This is a genomic window from Micromonospora fluostatini (assembly GCF_050410825.1).
GTDB classification, from domain to species: domain Bacteria; phylum Actinomycetota; class Actinomycetes; order Mycobacteriales; family Micromonosporaceae; genus Micromonospora; species Micromonospora rosaria.
This window is the reverse complement of the sequence record NZ_CP191251.1, coordinates 429,720-447,681: the sequence shown is the minus strand read 5'-3', so window position 1 is coordinate 447,681 and position 17,962 is coordinate 429,720. Positions and strand designations below refer to the sequence as shown.

Here is a 17,962-nt window from a genome sequence, read left to right as displayed (position 1 = left end):
CGGCAGAAACACTCAAGACATGGCCGGGCAACCCCACGGTCATAGCGTCGCCAGGAGCCTAGCCCCGTGCATGTGCCAGGAGGATGTGTGTTCGCCAATCCCGAGGAACTCCTGCGATACCTCAAGAACGAGGACGTGAAGTTCGTCGACGTACGGTTCTGTGACCTGCCCGGCGTGATGCAGCACTTCAACCTGCCGGTCGAATCCGTGGACGACGCTTTCTTCACCGACGGCCTCGCGTTCGACGGCTCGTCGATCCGCGGTTTCCAGGCGATCCACGAGTCGGACATGCTCCTGCTCCCGGACGTCGCGACCGCCTTCATCGACCCGTTCCGCGCCCAGAAGACCCTCGCGCTGAACTTCTTCATCCACGACCCGTTCACCCGCGAGGCCTACTCCCGGGACCCGCGGAACGTGGCGAAGAAGGCCGAGGCCTACCTCGCCGCCAGCGGCATCGCCGACACCGCGTACTTCGGCGCCGAGGCCGAGTTCTACATCTTCGACTCGATCCGCCACGAGACCTCGGCGCACCAGTCGTTCTACTACATCGACTCGATCGAGGGCGCCTGGAACAGCGGCCGCGAAGAGGCGGGCGGCAACCGCGGCTACAAGACCCCGTACAAGGGCGGCTACTTCCCGGTGCCGCCGGTCGACCACTACGCCGACCTGCGGGACAGCATCGTGCGGCGGCTGATCGACACCGGCTTCACCGTGGAGCGCTCGCACCACGAGGTGGGCACCGCCGGTCAGGCCGAGATCAACTACAAGTTCTCCACCCTGCTGCACGCCGGTGACCAGCTCCAGCTCTTCAAGTACATCGTGAAGAACGAGGCCTGGGCGAACGGCAAGACCGCGACCTTCATGCCGAAGCCGCTCTTCGGCGACAACGGGTCGGGCATGCACACCCACCAGAGCCTCTGGCTCAACGGCGAGCCGCTGTTCTACGACGAGACCGGCTACGCCGGCCTGTCGGACACCGCCCGCTGGTACATCGGTGGTCTGCTGCACCACGCCCCGTCGCTGCTGGCCTTCACCAACCCGACGGTCAACTCGTACCGTCGCCTGGTGCCGGGCTTCGAGGCGCCGGTCAACCTGGTCTACTCGCAGCGCAACCGGTCCGCCTGCACCCGGATCCCGGTCACCGGCAGCAACCCGAAGGCCAAGCGGGTCGAGTTCCGCGTACCGGACCCGTCGGCGAACGTCTACCTCGCCTTCTCGGCGATGATGATGGCCGGCCTGGACGGCATCAAGAGCAAGATCGAGCCGCCGGCGCCGATCGACAAGGACCTGTACGACCTGCCCCCGGAGGAGTGGGGCGACGTCAAGCAGGTGCCGGGCTCGCTGCCCGCCGTGCTCGACTCCCTCGAGGCCGACCACGACTACCTGCTCGACGGCGGCGTCTTCACGCCGGACCTGATCTCCACCTGGATCGACTGGAAGCGGGCCAACGAGGTGGACCCGGTCCGCCTGCGCCCGACCCCGCACGAGTTCGCCATGTACTTCGACTGCTGAGCAGTCCGTCGTACCGGCGAGAAGGCCCCCAGGACGTCCTGGGGGCCTTCTCGTGTCCCCGGCCGCACCCGGTGAGACCTACAGCGGCCCCAGGACCTCGCGCGGGTCCGCTTCCAGGGCGAGGGTGTCGAGCACCGACAGGAGCTGACGTTCCTCGTACCGGAAATGGCTCTCCATGATGGCGGCGATCCCCTCCAGGTGCCGGTCGATCTCCACCGGTGTCGCGGCCCGTTCCACGGCAGCCTGCAGGCCGGAGAGCAGATGCGCGATCATCGAGTGGTCCTGCTTCAGGTACCGGAGGGTGTCGCGTAGTTGCGGGTGCGCCGCCGCGATCGCGGGGAACAGGTGGCGGTCCTCGCCCTCGTGGTGCCCGGTCAGCGCGGCACAGAACCCGTGACAGAACAGCAGCAGATCGCGGGTGGCCGGCTCGGCTTCCGCACCGCCGTCCACCGCCTCCCGGGTGACCCGTAGGGCTTCGCGCAGCCGTTCGTGGACGGTGCGCATCTCCTGACTCCAGGCGATCAGCCTGGTCCGCTCGCCCTCAGTCACACGAGGGCGAAGGGAACGACGTCATCATCGTCGTGCTCCTTCGTGATTCGGCGCCTCCATGCCTGGCACAGCCTGCCACCGGCACGCGACGCTCCCGTCACTCTAACCGGCATCGACCGCGAGGAGATCCCCCGGCCCGCCATCGCCGCGACACGTCGGGGGAAACGTCGGAAAACCGCCAAAGTTCAGCCACGACCGACAACTTCGCTGACGTCACACCTTCGTCAGCGATATATTGTGGGCATGGCCACCATCCAGGAACCGACCTTCCTGATCCTCACCGCCCTGGCCCGGGAGCCGATGCACGGCTACGGCATCATCGGCGAGGTCGCTGCCCTCTCCGAGGGGCGGCTCGCCCTGCGTCCCGGCACCCTCTACGGCGCGCTGGACCGGCTCACCGACGCCGGCCTGATCGACGTCGACCGCGAGGAGGTGGTCGACGGCCGGCTGCGCCGCTACTACCGGCTCACCGACACCGGGCACACCACCCTGGCCGCCGAGACCGAGCGGCTGCGCCGCAACGTCGAGGCCGCCCGCCGCCGGCTGCGCGACCGGGCCGCCGCCGACACCGCCCCACACCGGGCCGGCGGCGCCACCCGCCCCGGCACCCCGCGTACCGCCGGAGGGCTGGCATGACCGACCTGGAACGCCGCTACCGGTGGCTGCTGCGCGCGTACCCGGCCGACTACCGCCGCGAACGCGGCGCGGAACTCGTCGGCACGTACCTCGACCTGGCCGGACCGGGCCGGCGCTGGCCCTCCCCGGCGGACGCCGCGGACCTGCTGCGCGGCGGCGTCCGCCAGCGGCTGCGGGCCGCCGGAGCCGACGACCTGGCCCCCGGGGTACGCCTCGCGGCAGCCCTCGCGCTGCTCACCGCGACCACCCTCGCCGGGATCTGGGCCGTCGGCGAACTCCGCGCGCCGACCGGGTACGGCGTGCCCGGCTTCGGCCCGTTCGTCTCGCTCGGGGTCGTGGTCTGGGCCGGCTGGCTGCTCGCCGCGCTCGTGCTGGCCGTCGCGCCCGGCCGGGCCGCGCGGCTCACGATCGGCGGCGCGCTGCTGCTCACCGTCGCCGTGGTACCGGTCGCCGCCGCGACCGGCCTGCCCCGCCCGCCGCTGCTGGTGCTGGCCCCGCAGGCGGCCCTGGGGGCGCTGGCGCTCGCACTGCCGACCCGTCCGGCGGCCCTGACCCGGTACGCCCCGCTGGCCGGCGCGGCGCTCGCCGCCGCCACCATGCAGGGCGTGGTGGGGCGCGGCACGTACTGGGGCTACTACGGCTGGACGGCCGAGACCATCCTGCCGCCCGCCGGGGGGCTGCTGCTCGCGGTGACCGTGCTGCTCGGCGTGGGGCTGGCCATGCGGCAGGACCACCGGGGCGGCTGGGCCCTCCTGGTGCTGCTCACCCCGATCGGCCTGCTGACCGTGCACCTGCTCGCCGGCGCGGTCGACGGGCTGGGCGGCGCGCCGCGCCCCACCTATCCCACCCTGGTCGGCTCGTCCCTGGTGGTCGCCCTGGCCGGTCCACTGCTGCTGCCCCTCGCGGTGGCCGTCCGGCGACGCCTCGCCCCGCCGCTCCGGTTCCGCTCGCCCCTCCAGCCCGGCCCGACCCTTTCATTCGGCCCGACGTCCCAGTCCGCCCCGACGTTCCAGTCCGGCTCAATGATCCAGCCCGCCCCGACGTCCCAGCCCGGCCCGACGCTTCAGCCCGGCTCAGCGGTCCAGTCCGGCCCGACGTCCCGGCCCGGCGCGAACGGGTCCGACGCGGGCCGGTCCGACGCGCGCTGCCCCACCTGCGGCAGGCCGAACTGACCGGTCGGTCCACCACCCGCCGCCCGCAGTCCTCGCCGGGCGGTCGGCGCGCCCCGTCGGGCGGGGCGAGCGTGAGAAGGGAACCCTTCTATACCGTAGGCGTTAAGAAGGGGCCCTTCCTTGCACCCGCCCGGCGGGCCGCCCAGAGCGCTGCGACCAGCACCAACGCCGTCATCGCGAGGGCGCCGGGGGCCTTGGCGAACCGGGCCAGCGAGGTACCGTCCGGCAGGGTCAGGAAGCTGGCCAGCGCGCACGGCAGCACGAACCAGGTGGTCCGGGTGGCCACCACCGCGAGCACCAGCAGGGGCCAGGTGGCGTACCAGGGGTAGAAGACGGGGGTCAGGACGACCGTGGCGGCCAGCGCCAGGCCCGCCCCGAGCAGCGTGACCCGGACCCGGGCGGCGGTCAGCCGGTGCACCCGTTGCCGGGCCCCGCCCAGCCGCCGCACCGACCGCCACGACCACCACCACAGGCCGGCCAGGAAGCCGGCGAGCAGCAGCACCGCCACGAACCGGGTCACCGGTACCGCCCCGGGCCGCCGGCCGGCGAACTCCAGGAGGTAGTCGAGCACGAAGCCGACCGCGGTGGGCGGGGAGGTCCACTGCTCGGAGTCGCCGGTGCGGGCCAGGGCGGCCACCCAGCCGAGGCCGAGCCCGGACAGCAGCGAGGTCGCGGCCAGCGCGGCGAGCACCCCGGCGGCCAGCCAGCCGGCGTCGCGCAGCAGCGCGCGTACCGTGTAGCGGCCGAGCACGGCGGCGAGCGCGGCGAACGGGAGCACCACCAGGGCGGTCGCCTTCACCGCCACGGCCAGCCCGAGCAGCGCCCCGGCGACCAGCAGGGGGCGCGGCTTGCCGGGGCTGCGGACCAGCACCAGCAGGCCGAGCAGCAGCAGCCCCACCAGCAGCGCGTCGTTGTGCGCGCCGGCCACCAGGTGCACCCCGACCAGTGGGCTGGCCAGCCCCAGCCAGGCCGCCCGGCGGGTGGGCACCCCGGCGGCGCGGGCCAGGCCGGGCAGGCAGAGCGCGGCCAGCAGCACCCCGACCAGGGCGAACAGCCGCAACAGCAGCACCGTGCCGGTCAGGCCGCCGCCGAGGGTGGCCGCCAGCGCGGCGAGGAGCAGGAAGAACGGCCCGTACGGGGCGGGGGTGTCCCGCCACAGCGGGGAGACCGCCTCGGTCCACGGGCAGCCGGCCTCGGCGACCCCGGTGGCGTACGGGTCGCCGCCGTCGGCGTACACCCAGCCCTGGCAGGCGTACGAGTAGACGTCCCGGCTGCCCAGCGGGGCGCTGACCAGCAGCGGCAGCAGCCACAGCCCGGCGGTCAGGTACGCCCACCGGGTCGACGGCGCGCCCCGGCGCAGCGTCCACCACGCCCCGGTCATCAGCAGCGTGCCGACCAGCCAGCCGGCGAGCACCGGCACCCCGTCCCAGCGGCTCGCCGGGACGTCCGGCAGCGCGCCGCCGGACCAGCCGGCCACGGTCAGCAGCACCGCCCCGGCGAACCCGGCCCACCGGACGACCCGGGCCGCCACCGGGCCGACGCCCGGGGCGGTCACGTCGTCGGTCGGGCCGGGACGGCTCACCCGGCTCCCTCCTCACGGGTCGACGCCCGGCCGCCACCCGACCCGCGTCACCGGCTCTGCGTACGTCAGCGGCGTCGCGTGCGCGCTGTCACCCGGTCCGTCCCGCGCGTTCGGCCGCGCGGAGCCGGTCCTCGGCCCGGAACGACCGTACCAACGCGACCGCGCCGAGGATCAGCAACAGCGTCATCAGGGGCGCCCCGGGAATCTTGGTGTACCGGGCCAGCCCCACCCCGTCGGGCAGGATCAGGAAGAGGCTGACCAGTGCCACCAGGGCGGCCCAGGTCGACCGGACGGTGGTCGCCGCGATCACGGCGAGCGGCCAGGTCCAGTACCACGGGTGCACCACCGAGGCGAGCGCCACCGTGACGGCCAGCGCCAGCCCGGCGTAGCGCAGCGGGTCCTGGTGCCAGGCCCGGAACCACATCCACACCAGCGTGCCGGCGAGCACGACGACCCCGGCGGCGCGCGCCGCCGGGATGGCGTCGATCCCACTTCCGAAGAGTTGGGCCACCGAGTTGATCGTCTGCCCCACGGCGGTCGGCGGGGAGGTCCAGGCGACGGCCGCGCCGCCGGTGGTGAGCCCGCCGATCCAGCCGAAGTCCAACCCGCCGCCGAAGGTGATGCCGACCATCGTGGCGACGGCTCCGACGAGCACCCAGCCGCCGTCGCGGATCACCGACCGGAGGGTGGCCGGGCCGACGACCGCCGCGAGGACGGCGAACGGCACCACCACCACGGCGGTGACCTTCACCGCCACCGCGACGCCGAGCAGCGCCCCGCCGCCCAGCAGCGGCCAGCGTCGCCCCGGCCGGCTGGCCACCACCGCCAGGCCACCGACCAGGGGAGCGATCATCAACGAGTCGTTGTGTGGTCCGCCGACCAGGTGGACGGCGACCAGCGGGCAGGCCAGCGCCAGCCAGAGCGCCCGACCGACGGGTACGCCGCAGCGCCGGGCCAGCGGCGGGACGGCGTACGCGGTGGCCACCACGCCGAGCAGGCAGATCACCCGGAACGCCACGATGCTGGCGGTCAGCGAGTCGGTGATCCCGACCACCGCCCCGGCCATCAGCACGAACAGCGGCCCGTACGGTGCCGGGGTGTCCCGCCAGATCGGGGAGACGGTCTCCAGCCAGGGGCAGGGCAGCGTCGAGACCCCCTGCTCGTACGGGCTGATCCCGCCCGCGAAGCTCGCCCCCTGGCAGGCGTACGCGTACACGTCGCGGCTGCCGAAGGGTGGGGCCACCAGCATCGGCAGCAGCCACAGCCCGGCGGTGACCAGCACCCGGCGCGGGTGCAGGTCCCGGTTGCGCAGGGCCCACCAGGCCCAGGCCATCAGGCCGGTACCGACCAGCCAGGCGGCGAGCACCACCGGCCCGTGCCGGCTCTGCCAGATGGCCACCGGTGAGCTGCGCAGCGGCGACGACGGCAGGGCACCCCCGAGGTACGCCGACACGGCGAGCAGGACGGACCCGGCGAAGCCGGCCCAGCGGACGAGGTGGTGAGACACGCCCGCCATGCTGCCAGCCCGGTGCCGGCGACGCAGCGGCGGCGTCACCGCCGCGTCCCGGGCCGGCGGGCCGGTCAGCAGTGCCCGGCGGGGCGCAGCGAACTGCCCAGCCGGTACTCCCCGGCGGCGGTGACCCGGACGGTGACCGTCCCCTCGTCGCCGGGCGTCACACAGCCCTGCGGGCCGGTCAGGGTGAGCCACCGGGACCAGCGCACCCGGACGGTCACCTCCCCGGGGGCGGGGACGGTGAACCGCACCGCCGCCTGGTCGGCGGAGAGCAGCCGGGCGGGCGCGGCGACCAGCGGTGTGGGGTCCGTCACGGCGTACAGCCGCCAGGTGTCGTCCCGCCACACCTCGCGCAGGTACGGCAGCCCGGCCTCGATCAGCGCCGCCTCGGCCCGGCCCCACCGGTCCGGCGGGCTGTCCGGGGCGAGCGCCACGTAGCTGACCGCCTGCCGGCGCAGCCAGTCGGCGTACCGGTCGGCGGTGAGCGTGCCCTCGTAGAACAGCGCGTTGCGGGCGGTGTCGACCTGCCGCTCCCAGCCCCGGGCGAGCGGCACCTCCGGGGGCACGTACGCCGACTCCCAGTGGTCGCGCAGCGGCACCACCTCGACCCGGCCGACCGGCTGCCGGCGGCCCAGTTCCTCGACCAGCGGCCGGTAGAAGTCGGCGGCGGACGCCGCCGACCCGGCGCGGCCCAGGTCGTCGAGCATCACCGGGGGCTGCCACCAGACCAGGGCGGCCAGCAGTCCGGCCAGGGCGGCGCGGGGCAGCGCGGCGAACGCGGCGACCAGCGGGACGGCGAAGAGCATCGACAGCCGCAGCGCGTTGGAACCGATCGGGCTGGGCAGGTAGTACGCGCCGACCAGCAGCAGCGCGGTGAGCACGGCGCCGACCCGCAGCGCCCGACGGCGGCGGGGCAGCACGAGGAAGGTCAACGCCGCCAGCGCCACGTTGATCTTCATGGACTCCGGCGAGTACGGCTGGGTGCCGCCGTTGCCGAACAGCAGCGCCATCGGGACCAGCGCGAGGGCGGGCGCCAGGCAGAGCACCAGGCTCTCGGCCAGCGGCCGGTCGACCCACCAGCCGCCCGGCAGCCGCCGACCCGGCCCGCCCTGCTCCCGGCGCAGCCCCGCCAGCAGCAGCGCACCCCCGGCGAGCCCGGTGAACAGCCCGGCGACCGGGCTGGCCCAGGTGGCGGCGGCGGCCAGCAACGCCGCCAGGGCCAGCCGGAGCACCCGGCCCGGCCGGTCCAGCGAGACCGCGCAGAGCGCCAGCAGGCCGAGGGTCAGCCCGACGGCGAAGGTCACCCGGCCGCTGACCAGGTTGCCGACCAGGACCACCGCGCCCAGGACCCCGCCGAGCAGCGGCCGGCGGGCCCGGTGCCGCACCAGCAGCCAGCCGAACGCCGCCGCGCCGCCGACCGCGGCGAGCACCCCGAGCAGGGGTACGCCGACCTGGGCGCCCAGCCAGGCGGTGAAGAGGCTGTAGCCGTGCTGGTGCACCCCGCCGTACCAGCCCAGGTCGACCGGGGTGAGGCCGTACCGCTCGACGAACCCGGCCCGCGCCACCTGGGCGGCCAGGTCGGTGCCCATCGGCGGGGCGAGCAGGAACGCCACCCCGAGCAGCACCGCCGCCGCGACCGCCGCGCCCACGGTGAGCGCCCCCGGCGTTAGGAAGGGGCCCCTGCTATCCGGAAAGCGATAAGAAGGGGCCCTTCCTTGCACGTCAGGCCTCCATGACGCGCTGCATGGCGGTGCGGCAGCGGCGGGCGGTGCGCAGGTACTCGTCGAGGAACTCGCCGGGGTCGTCGCGGCCGAGCACGCGGGTCACCCCGGCCAGCTCCACGCCGTGCCGGGGAAGCTGGTCACCGGCCCGGCCCCGGACCAGCATCAGCGCGTTGCGGACCTGGGCGGCCATGGTCCAGCCGGCGGCCATCGCCTCGGCGTCGGCCCCGTCGACCAGGCCGGCGTCCCGGGCCGCGCCGAGCGCGTCGAGGGTACGGGTGCCGCGCAGCGCCGGGTCCGCCCCGGCGTGGCGCAGTTGGAGCAACTGCACCGCCCACTCGACGTCGGCGAGCCCGCCCCGGCCCAGCTTGGTGTGGGTGGCCGGGTCTGCGCCCCGGGGCAGCCGCTCGTGCTCCACCCGCGCCTTGATCCGCCGGATCTCGGTCACCTGCTCGCGGGTCAGCCCCCGGTCCGGGTAGCGCACCGGGTCGACCATCCGCTCGAACTCGGTGCCCAGGTCGGCGTCGCCGCAGACGAACCGGGCGCGCAGCAGCGCCTGCGCCTCCCACGTCTTCGACCAGCGGGAGTAGTACGACGAGTACGCGGCGAGGCTGCGCACCAGCGGGCCCTGCCGGCCCTCGGGGCGCAGGTCGGCGTCGACGCCGAGCGCCGGGTCGGGGGCGGGCGTGCTGAGCAGCCGGCGCAGTTCCTCGGCGATGGCGTGGGCGGCGGCGCTGGCCGTGCTCTCCGGCACGCCGGCCGGCGGGTCGTAGACGAAGAGCACGTCGGCGTCGGAGAGGTAGTTCGACTCGTACCCGCCGAGCCGGCCCATGCCGATCACCGCGAAGCGCAGGCCGGGCGGGCCCGGCTGGGCGGCGCGGGCGGTCCGCAGCGCGGCGGTGAGGGTGGCGTCGGTGACCGCGGCGAGGGCGCTGCCGGCGGTGACGATGTCGGCGAGCGCGGCCGGTCGGCGCGCGGCCCCCTCGCTGCGGGGCGGCCGGGGGGCGATCCCGTCGGCCCGGCTCAGCACGTCGGCGCAGGCCAGCCGGACCAGTTCCCGCCGGCGCAGGGCGCGGACCGCGTGGGTGGCCTGGACCGGGTCGGTGTGCCGGGCGGCGGCGGCCACGAAGCCGTCGCAGAGCGCCTCCCGGGTACGCGGGGCCAGCTCGCTCTCCTCGGCGAGCAGCCGCAGCGCCTCCGGCTCGCGGGAGAGCAGGTCGGTGGCGTACCGGGACAGCGACAGCACCCGGGCCAGCCGCCGGGCCACCGGCCCGGAGTCACGCAGCAGGCGCAGGTACCAGGGGGTGCTGCCGAGCTTGTCGGAGACCTGCCGGTAGTTGAGCAGGCCCCGGTCCGGCTCGGGGGCGTCGGCGAACTCGCCGAGCAGCACCGGCAGCAGGGTCCGCTGGATGGCGGCGGTCCGGCTCACCCCGCCGGTCAGCCGCTCCAGGTGGCGCAGCGCGCCGGCCGGGTCGGCGAACCCGAGGACCTCCAACCGGGTACGGGCCGCCTCCGGGGTCAGCCGCAGCCCGTCGGCGGGTACCCGGGCCACCGCCTCCAGCAGCGGCCGGTACAGCAGTTTGGCGTGCAGCCGGCGTACCTCGGTGGCGTGCGCGACCCAGTCGGCGCGGAACGCCTCGACGGCGCTGCGCCCGCCGGTGGCGGTGTAGTCCAGCGCGGCGGCCAGCCAGCGCAGCCCCGCCGGGTCGGTCGGCACGGTGTGGGTCCGGCGCAGCCCCTGCAACTGGAGCCGGTGCTCCACCGTGCGCAGGAAGCGGTACCCGCGCAGCAGCCCCTCGCCGTCGGCGCGACCGACGTAGCCGCCGCCGACCAGCGCGCGCAGCGCCGGGACGGTCCCGGTCACCCGCAGCTTCTCGTCGCCCCGGCCGTGCACCAGTTGCAGCAGTTGGACGGCGAACTCGATGTCGCGCAGCCCGCCCGGCCCGCGCTTGATCTCGCGTTCCTGCTCCCCGGGCGGGATGTTCTCGATGATCTTCTTGCGCATGGAGCGGACGTCCTCGACCGCCTCGGGCCGTTCGGCGGCCCGCCAGACCAGCGGGGCGAGCGCGTCGAGCCACTCCTGGGCCAGCGCCAGGTCACCGGCGGCCGGGCGGGCCTTGAGCAGGGCCTGGAACTCCCAGGTCCGCGCCCAGCGCTGGTAGTAGGCCAGGTGGCTGGCGAGGGTCCGGACCAGCGGCCCCCGGTTGCCCTCGGGGCGCAGCGCGGCGTCGACCGGCCAGGCCACCAGCCCGCAGATGTGGATCAGGCGGGTGGCGACGGTGGTGCCGGCGGTCAGGTCGGCGTCGTCGGCGGCGACGAAGATGACGTCCACGTCGGAGACGTAGTTCAGCTCGTCCCCGCCGCACTTGCCCATCGCCACCACGGCCAGCCGGGGCCGGGACGTCCCCTCGGGCAGCTCGTCCACCGCGATCTCGTAGGCGGCGGCGAGGGTGGCGTCGGCGAGCGCGGAGAGCGCCGCCATGGTCTGCTCCAGGCCGCGCCCGCCGGTCAGGTCGGCCGCCGCGATCCGCAGCAGCGCCAGCCGGTACGCGGTGCGCAGCGCGGCGATCCGTGGGCCGCTGCCGGTCGGGCCGCCCCGCCGGTGCCCCCGCACCCGGGGCCGTTCCTGCCCGACACCCGTCCCCCCGCCCGCCCCCACGCCGTTGCCGGCCACCGGCCCGCCGGCCGGACCAGGGGCCATCGCCGACCCGCCGGCCGCGCCGGGTCCGGTCGCCGACCCCCCGGCCGGGTTCAGGGCGGTCGCCGGCTCGGCCGGGGGGAGGTGGAGGCTGCCGTCAGCCACCGGGGCGAGCCCGTCGGCGGCGGTGGCCAGGGTGTGCCACTGGTCGGGGTTGGCGACCAGGTGGTCGCCGAGCGCCGACGAGGCACCGAGCACCGCGACGACCCGGCGACGCAGCCCGGCGTCCTCCCGCAGCGCGGCCAGGATCGCCGACGGCGTCTCGGGAGCGGCCCGGCGCTCGGACTCGACGATCCGGTGGAGCTGGCGCAGGGCGAGGTCGGGATCGGCGGCCCGGGACAGGGCGGACAGCAGGGTCGCCGCCTCCTCGTCGACCGGTTCCTGGCCCTCGGGCCGCCAGAGGCCCAGCCCGTCCGGGCCGAGCAGGTCGGCGGCGCGGGTGACGTCCTCGCCCTCGGCGGTGCCGAAGCCGTACCGGGCGAGTCGGGTGCTGGTCGGTCTGCTCATCGCCGGCTCAGTGCCCGAGCAGCGGCAGGGTGGGCCGGACGGTGGCGTCGGTCAGCTCGCCGAGGGCCAGCGCGGCGAACCGGGCGGCGAAGGGCTGCCACACCTCCTCGACGTCGACCATCACCGCCTCGCAGGCGGCCACCACCAGCTCGGGGTCGTACCCGAGGTCGGCCAGCAGGTCCGCGTCGGCGGCGCACCACTGCGCGATCATCGCCGGGTCGCACTCGACGTGGAACTGGAGCCCCCACGCCCGGTCACCGAGGCGGAAGGCCTGGTGCGGGTAGCGGGTGGAGGCGGCCAGCAGGGTCGCCGCCCGGGGCAGCTCGGTGATCTCGTCGACGTGCCACTGGAAGACGTCGGGGATCAACGGCACGTACCGGAAGAGCGGGTCACCGTCGGCCGCGTCCCGCTTGCCGACCACCCCCGGGCCGATCTCCGGGCCGGCGGGACTGCGCTCGACCAGCCCGGCGTGGGCGGTCGCCAGCAGTTGGGCGCCCAGACAGACGCCGAGGGTCGGCACCCGGTGCCGGACCGCCTTGCGCAGCAGCCCCTCGACGGCCGGGAACCAGGGTGCCCCCGGGGTGCCGTCGGCGGCCGGGTACGCGTGCTGGTCCCCACCGAGCACCACCAGGGCCACGTACCCGGACAGGTCGGCCGGCAGGTCGTCCCCGGCGTGCGGGCGGAGCACCCGCAGCTCGAGCCCTGCCTCGGTCAGCCACTCCCCCAGCCGACGGAGGTCGTCGGACGCATCGTTCTCGATCACCAGCGCGGTTCCCACGACGTCGAGGCTATCGGGTCGCACCCCACCCCCTCGGCCCGCGTTGGGGGGTAAGGAAGGGCCCCCTGTTAACGCCTGGGGTAGAGAAGGGTTCCCCTCTCACCCGCCGGGCTGGGCGCACCCGCCCGGCGGGGGGCGGCGGGACCCGGCGACCCCGGCCGCGCCCTTGCGGGCCGGATCCGGTCGGCCCGGCTGATCGGCCGGGCTAGGCTCGGCCGCTGTGAGCCCGGACCATGCCCGCACGACCGCGACCGCACCGGTCGCCGCCGGTTACCCCGTCGACGGCGCCGCTGACCCCGCGGGCCACCCGGCCGGTGGCGGGCCGGTCGACGTCGGCGTCGACGTCGCGGTACGGCCGCCCGCGCTGCGCCCCGGCGATGCGGTGATGCTGGTCTCGCCCTCCGGGCCCACCCGCCCCGAACGGGTCGCCCGGGGCATCGAACTGCTCACCGGCTGGGCGCTGCGCCCGGTCCTCGCCCCGCACGTCTACGCCCGGCACGGCTACCTGGCCGGTACGGACGCGCTGCGGGCCGCCGACCTGAACGCCGCCTTCGCCGACCCCGAGATCCGTGGGGTGATCTGCACCCGGGGCGGGTACGGCGCCCAGCGGATCGTCGACGCGATCGACATGGCCGCCGTCCGGCGGGATCCGAAGGTGGTCGCCGGTTTCTCCGACATCACCGCGCTGCAACTGGCGCTGTGGCGGGGCGCCCGACTGGCCACGGTGCACGGGCCCGGGGCGGCCTGGCTGGACGAGCGGACCCCGCTGCGCTCGGCGGAGTCGCTGCACGCCGCGCTGACCACCACCGCACCGGTGACCCTCACCGCCGACCCCGACGCCGAGACCGCAGCGGTACGGGTGCCCGGCCGGGCCACCGGCCCCCTGCTCGGCGGCAACCTCTGCCTGCTCGCCGCCACCATCGGTACCCCGGACATGCCGGACCTGACCGGGGCGGTGCTGTTGATCGAGGACGTGCAGGAGCCGCCGTACAAGGTCGACCGGATGCTCACCCATTTGCGTCGCGCGGGCGCGCTGACCGGCCTGGCCGGGGTGGCCGTCGGCCAGTTCACCAACTGCGCCGACGGCTGGGCCACCACGGTCGCCGACGTGCTCACCGAACGCCTCGGCGACCTGGGCGTACCGGTGCTGGGCGGTCTGCCCGTCGGCCACGGCACCAACCAGCTCACCGTCCCCCTCGGCACCCCCGCCACCCTCGACACCACCACCGCCACCCTCACCACCGCCCCCGCCGTCCGCTGACGGCACTCTGGGCGTACCCACCCCACCGGCGGTGGAACTTTCAGCTTGGTGACAGGGTCGGCACGGGTCTCGCCCAGCCTGGCCGGTCACGGTGGGTCGGTCCGAACATCACCATGAGTTGGAGGACCGCATGTCCCGCACCATGTCGAAGAAGCAGCTCCTCGCCGGGCTGGCCGCGGCCGGCGTGCTCGGGGTGGGTCTCGCGGCCCCGGCGGTGGCCGCCGCCGGGGACGACACCGGCACCCCGGCCCCGAGCGCCAGCGCCAGCGCCGGTACCGATCGTGAGCAGCGGCACGCCGAGCGGCAGGCGGAGTTCGCCGAGTCCCTCGCCAAGGAGCTGGGGGTGGACACCGAGAAGGTGACCTCGGCGCTGGAGAAGCTGCGCGAGCAGCGCACGTCCGAGCGCCCCGAACGGGGCGAGCGCGGCGACTGGCGGGGCGGGGACGCCGCCGACCGGCAGGCGAAGCTGACCGAGCGGCTCGACCAGGCGGTCGAGGACGGCAAGCTGACCCGGGAGCAGGCGGACGCGATCGTCAAGGCCGTCGAGTCCGGGGTCTTCCCGGGCGGCGGCTGGGGCCCCGGTCGCGGCGGCCCGCACGGCGCCGGCGAGGGCTCGACCGGCAAGTGACCCGGACGGGCCCCGCCGTGCCGTCCGGCCGCCGCACGCGACGACCGGCCGATCCCCCCGGCGGGGCCCGACCGACCGGCGCCGTCCGTCCCGGTGACTTCCGGTACGGACGGCGCGTCGGTCACCCCGGCCGGCGGCGAGGTGCACCCCCGGCCACGGACCGGCGGCCACCCCGGGTACGGGCCGGCGAGCAGCCCGCACCCAGGCCGGCGCGCACGTCGCAGGCGGTCACCTCAGGTACGGGCCGTCCGTGCCGATCTTGCCGGGCGCGGGGTTGCCGGGCAGGTCCAGGACGTAGACGCGCAAATTGCCCTTGCCGCTGACCGAGGCGGTGAGGGTGCCGTTGGTGACGGTCCGCACGTCGCCGGTCACCGCGTCGCGGTACGTGCCGTTCGGGATGCCGCTGAACGTCGCGCCACCGGAGACGGTGACCAGGGCGAAGCTGTCCACCCCACCGGCGGTGTACCGGCGCTTGTACGCCATGCCGCCGGTGATTCCCTCGGTGGAGTACTGCCCCTTCTGCAGGGCGGGGATCGCCCGGCGGATCCGGTTGAGCCGCTGCACGTGCTTGACCAGCGGCTTGTCCAGGGTGCGGGCCACCTCCCCGGTGGCCTGGCCGACCACCCCGAAGTCGGTGGCGGTGACGGTGCCGGCGAGGTGGTCGCCGTAGTACGCCCGGCCGGTGGTGGCCAGCGGGCAGCTCGGCCCGCAGTCGATCCGCGCCCCCTTCTGGAACTCGATCTCCGAGCCGTAGTAGAGCGTCGGGACGCCCCGGAACGTCCACATCAGGCTCATGTTCTCCGCCCAGGCGTCGGTACCCCCGGTGTACCGCGTGCCGGACTTGTTCGGCCCGTAGTCGTGGCTGTCGACGTAGACCACGTTGTACGTGGCGTCGTTGTAGCTGTCGTCGGAGTCCTTGCCGTTGCCGTAGGCGTTGCCGGCGTCGGAGAAGTTCATGTGCATCCGCATGTCGATGACGTTCATGCCGGAGAACTTCGAGTGGTCGGGGGCGTGGTAGCTGTTGCCGCGCAGGAAGGCGTTGTCGCTGGTGGGCTGCCCGCTGGGGCCGAGCAGTTGCTCGTAGTCGTACTGCTCGATCGCGGCGCGCACGTCGTCCGGGCTGTACTCCCGGCGCTCCTTCCAGGTGAAGAACTGCGCGGAGTGGTTGACCGAGCCCCGGTTCCACTTGTCGTTGACGAAGGCGGCCACCTCGCCGAAGACGTAGAAGTCCTTGCCCTTCTCGCCGTGCCGGGCCACCGCGTGCTGCTGGATGGCGGGCAGGAAGCGCCGGTTCCAGGTGACCCGGGGGATGTGCACGGCGGTGTCGACCCGGAAGCCGTCCACCCCCATGTCGATGAACTTGTTGTACACGTCGATCAGGTACTGCTGCACCCGCTCGTTCTCGGTGTTGAAGTCGGCCAGGTCCTCGTGCAGCCAGCAGCTCCGGGAGTCCTCGCCCTCCCAGTTGCCGATCCAGCACTGGTGGTACAGGTCGGCGGGGAAGAGCTTGCTGGTCGGGACCGGCCACTGGCAGTGGTACAGGGTGTAGCCCTCCTGGCTGCGCCCGCCGGTGGGGGCGCCCCAGTTCAGGCACTGGTTGCCGGCCGGCGGGGTGGACGACCACAGGTCACCGTTGTACGGCCGCCCCTTGGCCTGGGCGTTCTGCGCCGGGGTCAGGTTCGGGTCGGTGCCCTGGTGCTCCTCCAACGGGTTGTACTCCCGGCCGGCCTGCGGCTGGTCGTAGTACCACTTCCACTGCTCGTCGCGGGTGCCGTACACGGTGGGGGTGAACAGGCCCTTTGCCCCCCAGCGGGAGCTGTGGTTGTAGACCACGTCCTGGAAGATCTTGATGCCCTTGGCGTGCGCGGCGTTGATCAGGTCCTGGTAGCTGGCGCCGGGGCTCTCCAGTCGCGGGTCGACCCGGTGGAAGTCCCAGCCGTGGTACCCGTGGAAGTCGTAGTCGGAGCGGTTGAGCACCACCGGCGTGATCCAGAGCGCGGAGAAGCCCAACGCCTTGACGTAGTCCAGCTTGTCGATCAGGCCCTTGAAGTCGCCCCGGAACATCGGATCGTCGTTGGCCGCGTTGCCCGACTTCACGTGCTGGCTGCCGCCCCGGTTGTTGCCCGCGTCCCCGTCGGCGAAGCGCGCGGTCATCACGAAGTAGATGCTGTCCTCGCGCGGGTCGCCACCGAGCGGGGAGCCGCCCACCGCGGGCCGGGTCCCGGTGGTCGCGGTGGCGGGGGCGCTCGCCGCCGACCAGTTGCCGGCCGCGTCGCGGGCCCGCACCCGCCAGGTGTACGCCGTGTTCGGGGCGAGGTCGTACGCCACGTACCGGGTGGCGGTGCTGGTGACGGTGACCGCGCCGCCACCGCCGCCGGTACGGGTCACCTCGTACCCGGTGACCGCCCGGTCGTCGGTCGACGCGGTCCAGGCCAGCGTCACCGACAACCCGGCGGCGGTGGCGGTGAGCCCGGCCGGTACCGAGGGCGCGGTGGTGTCCGGTGCCTGCGTCGCGCACGGGTCGGGGGCGTTGGCGGTGACCGTGCCCCCGGAGACCGTGCTGCGCCCGGTACCGATGGTGTAGTCGGCCCCGTTGTTGTTGTCCCAGGCCCCGGCGGTGTTGGTGAACGCGGCGGTGAGCCCGGTCGCCGTGCCCAGGTCGATGCTGCGGCGGACCCAGCCGGCGCAGGCGGCCTCCATGGCCACCCCCGGGACGGGGGTCCAGGTGCCGCCGGTCGGCCGGTAGTGGATGTTCGCGGTGGACCAGCCCCGGGTGGTGAGCCGGTAGTAGACCTCCGCCCGGGCGCCCCCGGGTGACGGGCTGGTGGTGGGGGTCGGGGACGGGGTGCCGGTGGCGCACGGGTTCCCGGTGCCGGTCCGCCCGGCGGCGACGGTGACCGTGCCGGTGCCGAGCCGGTAGTTGGCCCCGTTGTTGTTGTCCCAGACCCCGGCGCCGTTGGTGAAGACGACCTGGAGCCCGGTGGCCGTGCCGAGGTCGACGGTCCGGCGACGCCACCCGGTGCAGGCGCTCTCCATGGCGACGCCGGGCACGGCCGTCCAGGCCGCGCCGTCGACGCCGTAGTGGATGTTGACCGAACTTCCCCAGGCCGTCGGGGGTTGGTAGTAGACGGTGACGGTGTTGGCCGCGACCGCTGCGGTGAGGGGCAGCAGGCCGGCGGCCAGGCCGGTGACGAGCGCGAGCGCTCCCCACCGGCGACGGAGGGTGGTGGTGGTCCGTCTCATGGTGGCTCTCCTGACAGCCGCGCCCGCAGCAGCGGGCGCAAGACACTGAAGGCGCTGCAAAAAGTTGCAGGCGCGGTGCCAGGAAGTTACCAGCTTGGATACGCCGAAACCAGGGGGTTCATCCGATCAGACGTAGGAAAACCTTGCGGAAGCCGACGGAAA

Annotated in this window: 12 protein-coding genes; 5 read left to right on the top strand and 7 right to left on the bottom strand. The window is 74.6% G+C overall.

Translation table 11 applies throughout. From position 1 onward, the window contains the following. Positions 1-87 precede the first annotated feature (87 nt). On the top strand, positions 88-1,512 hold the full coding sequence (gene glnA / locus ACQUFX_RS02005; RefSeq protein WP_067363743.1) for a type I glutamate--ammonia ligase: 1,425 nt from the start codon (positions 88-90) through the stop codon (positions 1,510-1,512). 78 nt (positions 1,513-1,590) lie between these two features. Here the strand turns inward: glnA and ACQUFX_RS02000 are convergent, their stop codons facing one another. Beyond that, positions 1,591-2,061 (bottom strand): hemerythrin domain-containing protein, encoded by a 471-nt coding sequence (locus tag ACQUFX_RS02000; RefSeq protein WP_428964345.1) that lies wholly within the window; start codon positions 2,059-2,061, stop codon positions 1,591-1,593. Positions 2,062-2,304: 243 nt separating this feature from the next. Here ACQUFX_RS02000 and ACQUFX_RS01995 point away from each other — a divergent pair, with 243 nt between their 5' ends. Together ACQUFX_RS01995 and ACQUFX_RS01990 are read left to right on the top strand one after the other, a co-directional pair. After that, a complete protein-coding gene (locus ACQUFX_RS01995; protein WP_428964344.1) occupies positions 2,305-2,697 on the top strand; it encodes a PadR family transcriptional regulator in 393 nt (130 codons plus the stop codon). After that, a complete protein-coding gene (locus ACQUFX_RS01990; protein WP_428964343.1) occupies positions 2,694-3,869 on the top strand; it encodes a hypothetical protein in 1,176 nt (391 codons plus the stop codon). The genes ACQUFX_RS01995 and ACQUFX_RS01990 overlap by 4 nt, the downstream gene beginning before the upstream one ends. Positions 3,870-3,957: 88 nt before the next feature. On the opposite strand, the gene mptB (ACQUFX_RS01985) is transcribed toward ACQUFX_RS01990, so the two are convergent. The 5 genes from mptB (ACQUFX_RS01985) to ACQUFX_RS01965 form a co-directional block, all read right to left on the bottom strand. Continuing rightward, positions 3,958-5,451 (bottom strand): polyprenol phosphomannose-dependent alpha 1,6 mannosyltransferase MptB, encoded by a 1,494-nt coding sequence (gene mptB, locus ACQUFX_RS01985; RefSeq protein WP_428964342.1) that lies wholly within the window; start codon positions 5,449-5,451, stop codon positions 3,958-3,960. 88 nt (positions 5,452-5,539) lie between these two features. Then, entirely contained in the window at positions 5,540-6,958 is a 1,419-nt protein-coding gene (gene mptB / locus ACQUFX_RS01980) for a polyprenol phosphomannose-dependent alpha 1,6 mannosyltransferase MptB (RefSeq protein ID WP_428964341.1), read from the bottom strand. A gap of 74 nt (positions 6,959-7,032) precedes the next feature. Continuing rightward, complete coding sequence (locus ACQUFX_RS01975) at positions 7,033-8,613, bottom strand: hypothetical protein (protein WP_428964340.1); 1,581 nt, start codon at positions 8,611-8,613, stop codon at positions 7,033-7,035. A 73-nt stretch (positions 8,614-8,686) separates the two neighbouring features. Next, positions 8,687-11,890: a bifunctional [glutamine synthetase] adenylyltransferase/[glutamine synthetase]-adenylyl-L-tyrosine phosphorylase gene (locus tag ACQUFX_RS01970; RefSeq protein ID WP_428964339.1), complete on the bottom strand. Its 3,204-nt coding sequence runs from the start codon at positions 11,888-11,890 to the stop codon at positions 8,687-8,689. Positions 11,891-11,897: 7 nt separating this feature from the next. Next, a complete protein-coding gene (locus tag ACQUFX_RS01965) occupies positions 11,898-12,668 on the bottom strand; it encodes a type 1 glutamine amidotransferase (RefSeq protein ID WP_428964338.1) in 771 nt (256 codons plus the stop codon). 385 nt (positions 12,669-13,053) lie between these two features. Here ACQUFX_RS01965 and ACQUFX_RS01960 point away from each other — a divergent pair, with 385 nt between their 5' ends. After that, on the top strand, positions 13,054-13,929 hold the full coding sequence (locus ACQUFX_RS01960) for a S66 peptidase family protein (RefSeq protein WP_428966830.1): 876 nt from the start codon (positions 13,054-13,056) through the stop codon (positions 13,927-13,929). A 130-nt stretch (positions 13,930-14,059) separates the two neighbouring features. Continuing rightward, a complete protein-coding gene (locus ACQUFX_RS01955; protein ID WP_428964337.1) occupies positions 14,060-14,557 on the top strand; it encodes a hypothetical protein in 498 nt (165 codons plus the stop codon). 228 nt (positions 14,558-14,785) lie between these two features. Here the strand turns inward: ACQUFX_RS01955 and ACQUFX_RS01950 are convergent, their stop codons facing one another. Then, the gene (locus tag ACQUFX_RS01950) at positions 14,786-17,800 is read right to left on the bottom strand and encodes a carbohydrate binding domain-containing protein (RefSeq protein WP_428964336.1); all 3,015 of its coding nucleotides are present in this window, start codon (positions 17,798-17,800) and stop codon (positions 14,786-14,788) included. Positions 17,801-17,962: the final 162 nt, after the last annotated feature.

Bases quoted from the DNA above. Each gene is read 5' to 3' on its own strand.
- ACQUFX_RS01995 (WP_428964344.1), top strand. From the start codon at position 2,305: ATGGCCACCATCCAGGAACCGACCTTCCTGATCCTCACCGCCCTGGCC.
- ACQUFX_RS01990 (WP_428964343.1), top strand. From the start codon at position 2,694: ATGACCGACCTGGAACGCCGCTACCGGTGGCTGCTGCGCGCGTACCCG.
- ACQUFX_RS01970 (WP_428964339.1), bottom strand. From the start codon at position 11,890: ATGAGCAGACCGACCAGCACCCGACTCGCCCGGTACGGCTTCGGCACC.
- ACQUFX_RS01960 (WP_428966830.1), top strand. From the start codon at position 13,054: ATGCTGGTCTCGCCCTCCGGGCCCACCCGCCCCGAACGGGTCGCCCGG.
- ACQUFX_RS01955 (WP_428964337.1), top strand. From the start codon at position 14,060: ATGTCCCGCACCATGTCGAAGAAGCAGCTCCTCGCCGGGCTGGCCGCG.
- ACQUFX_RS01950 (WP_428964336.1), bottom strand. From the start codon at position 17,800: ATGAGACGGACCACCACCACCCTCCGTCGCCGGTGGGGAGCGCTCGCG.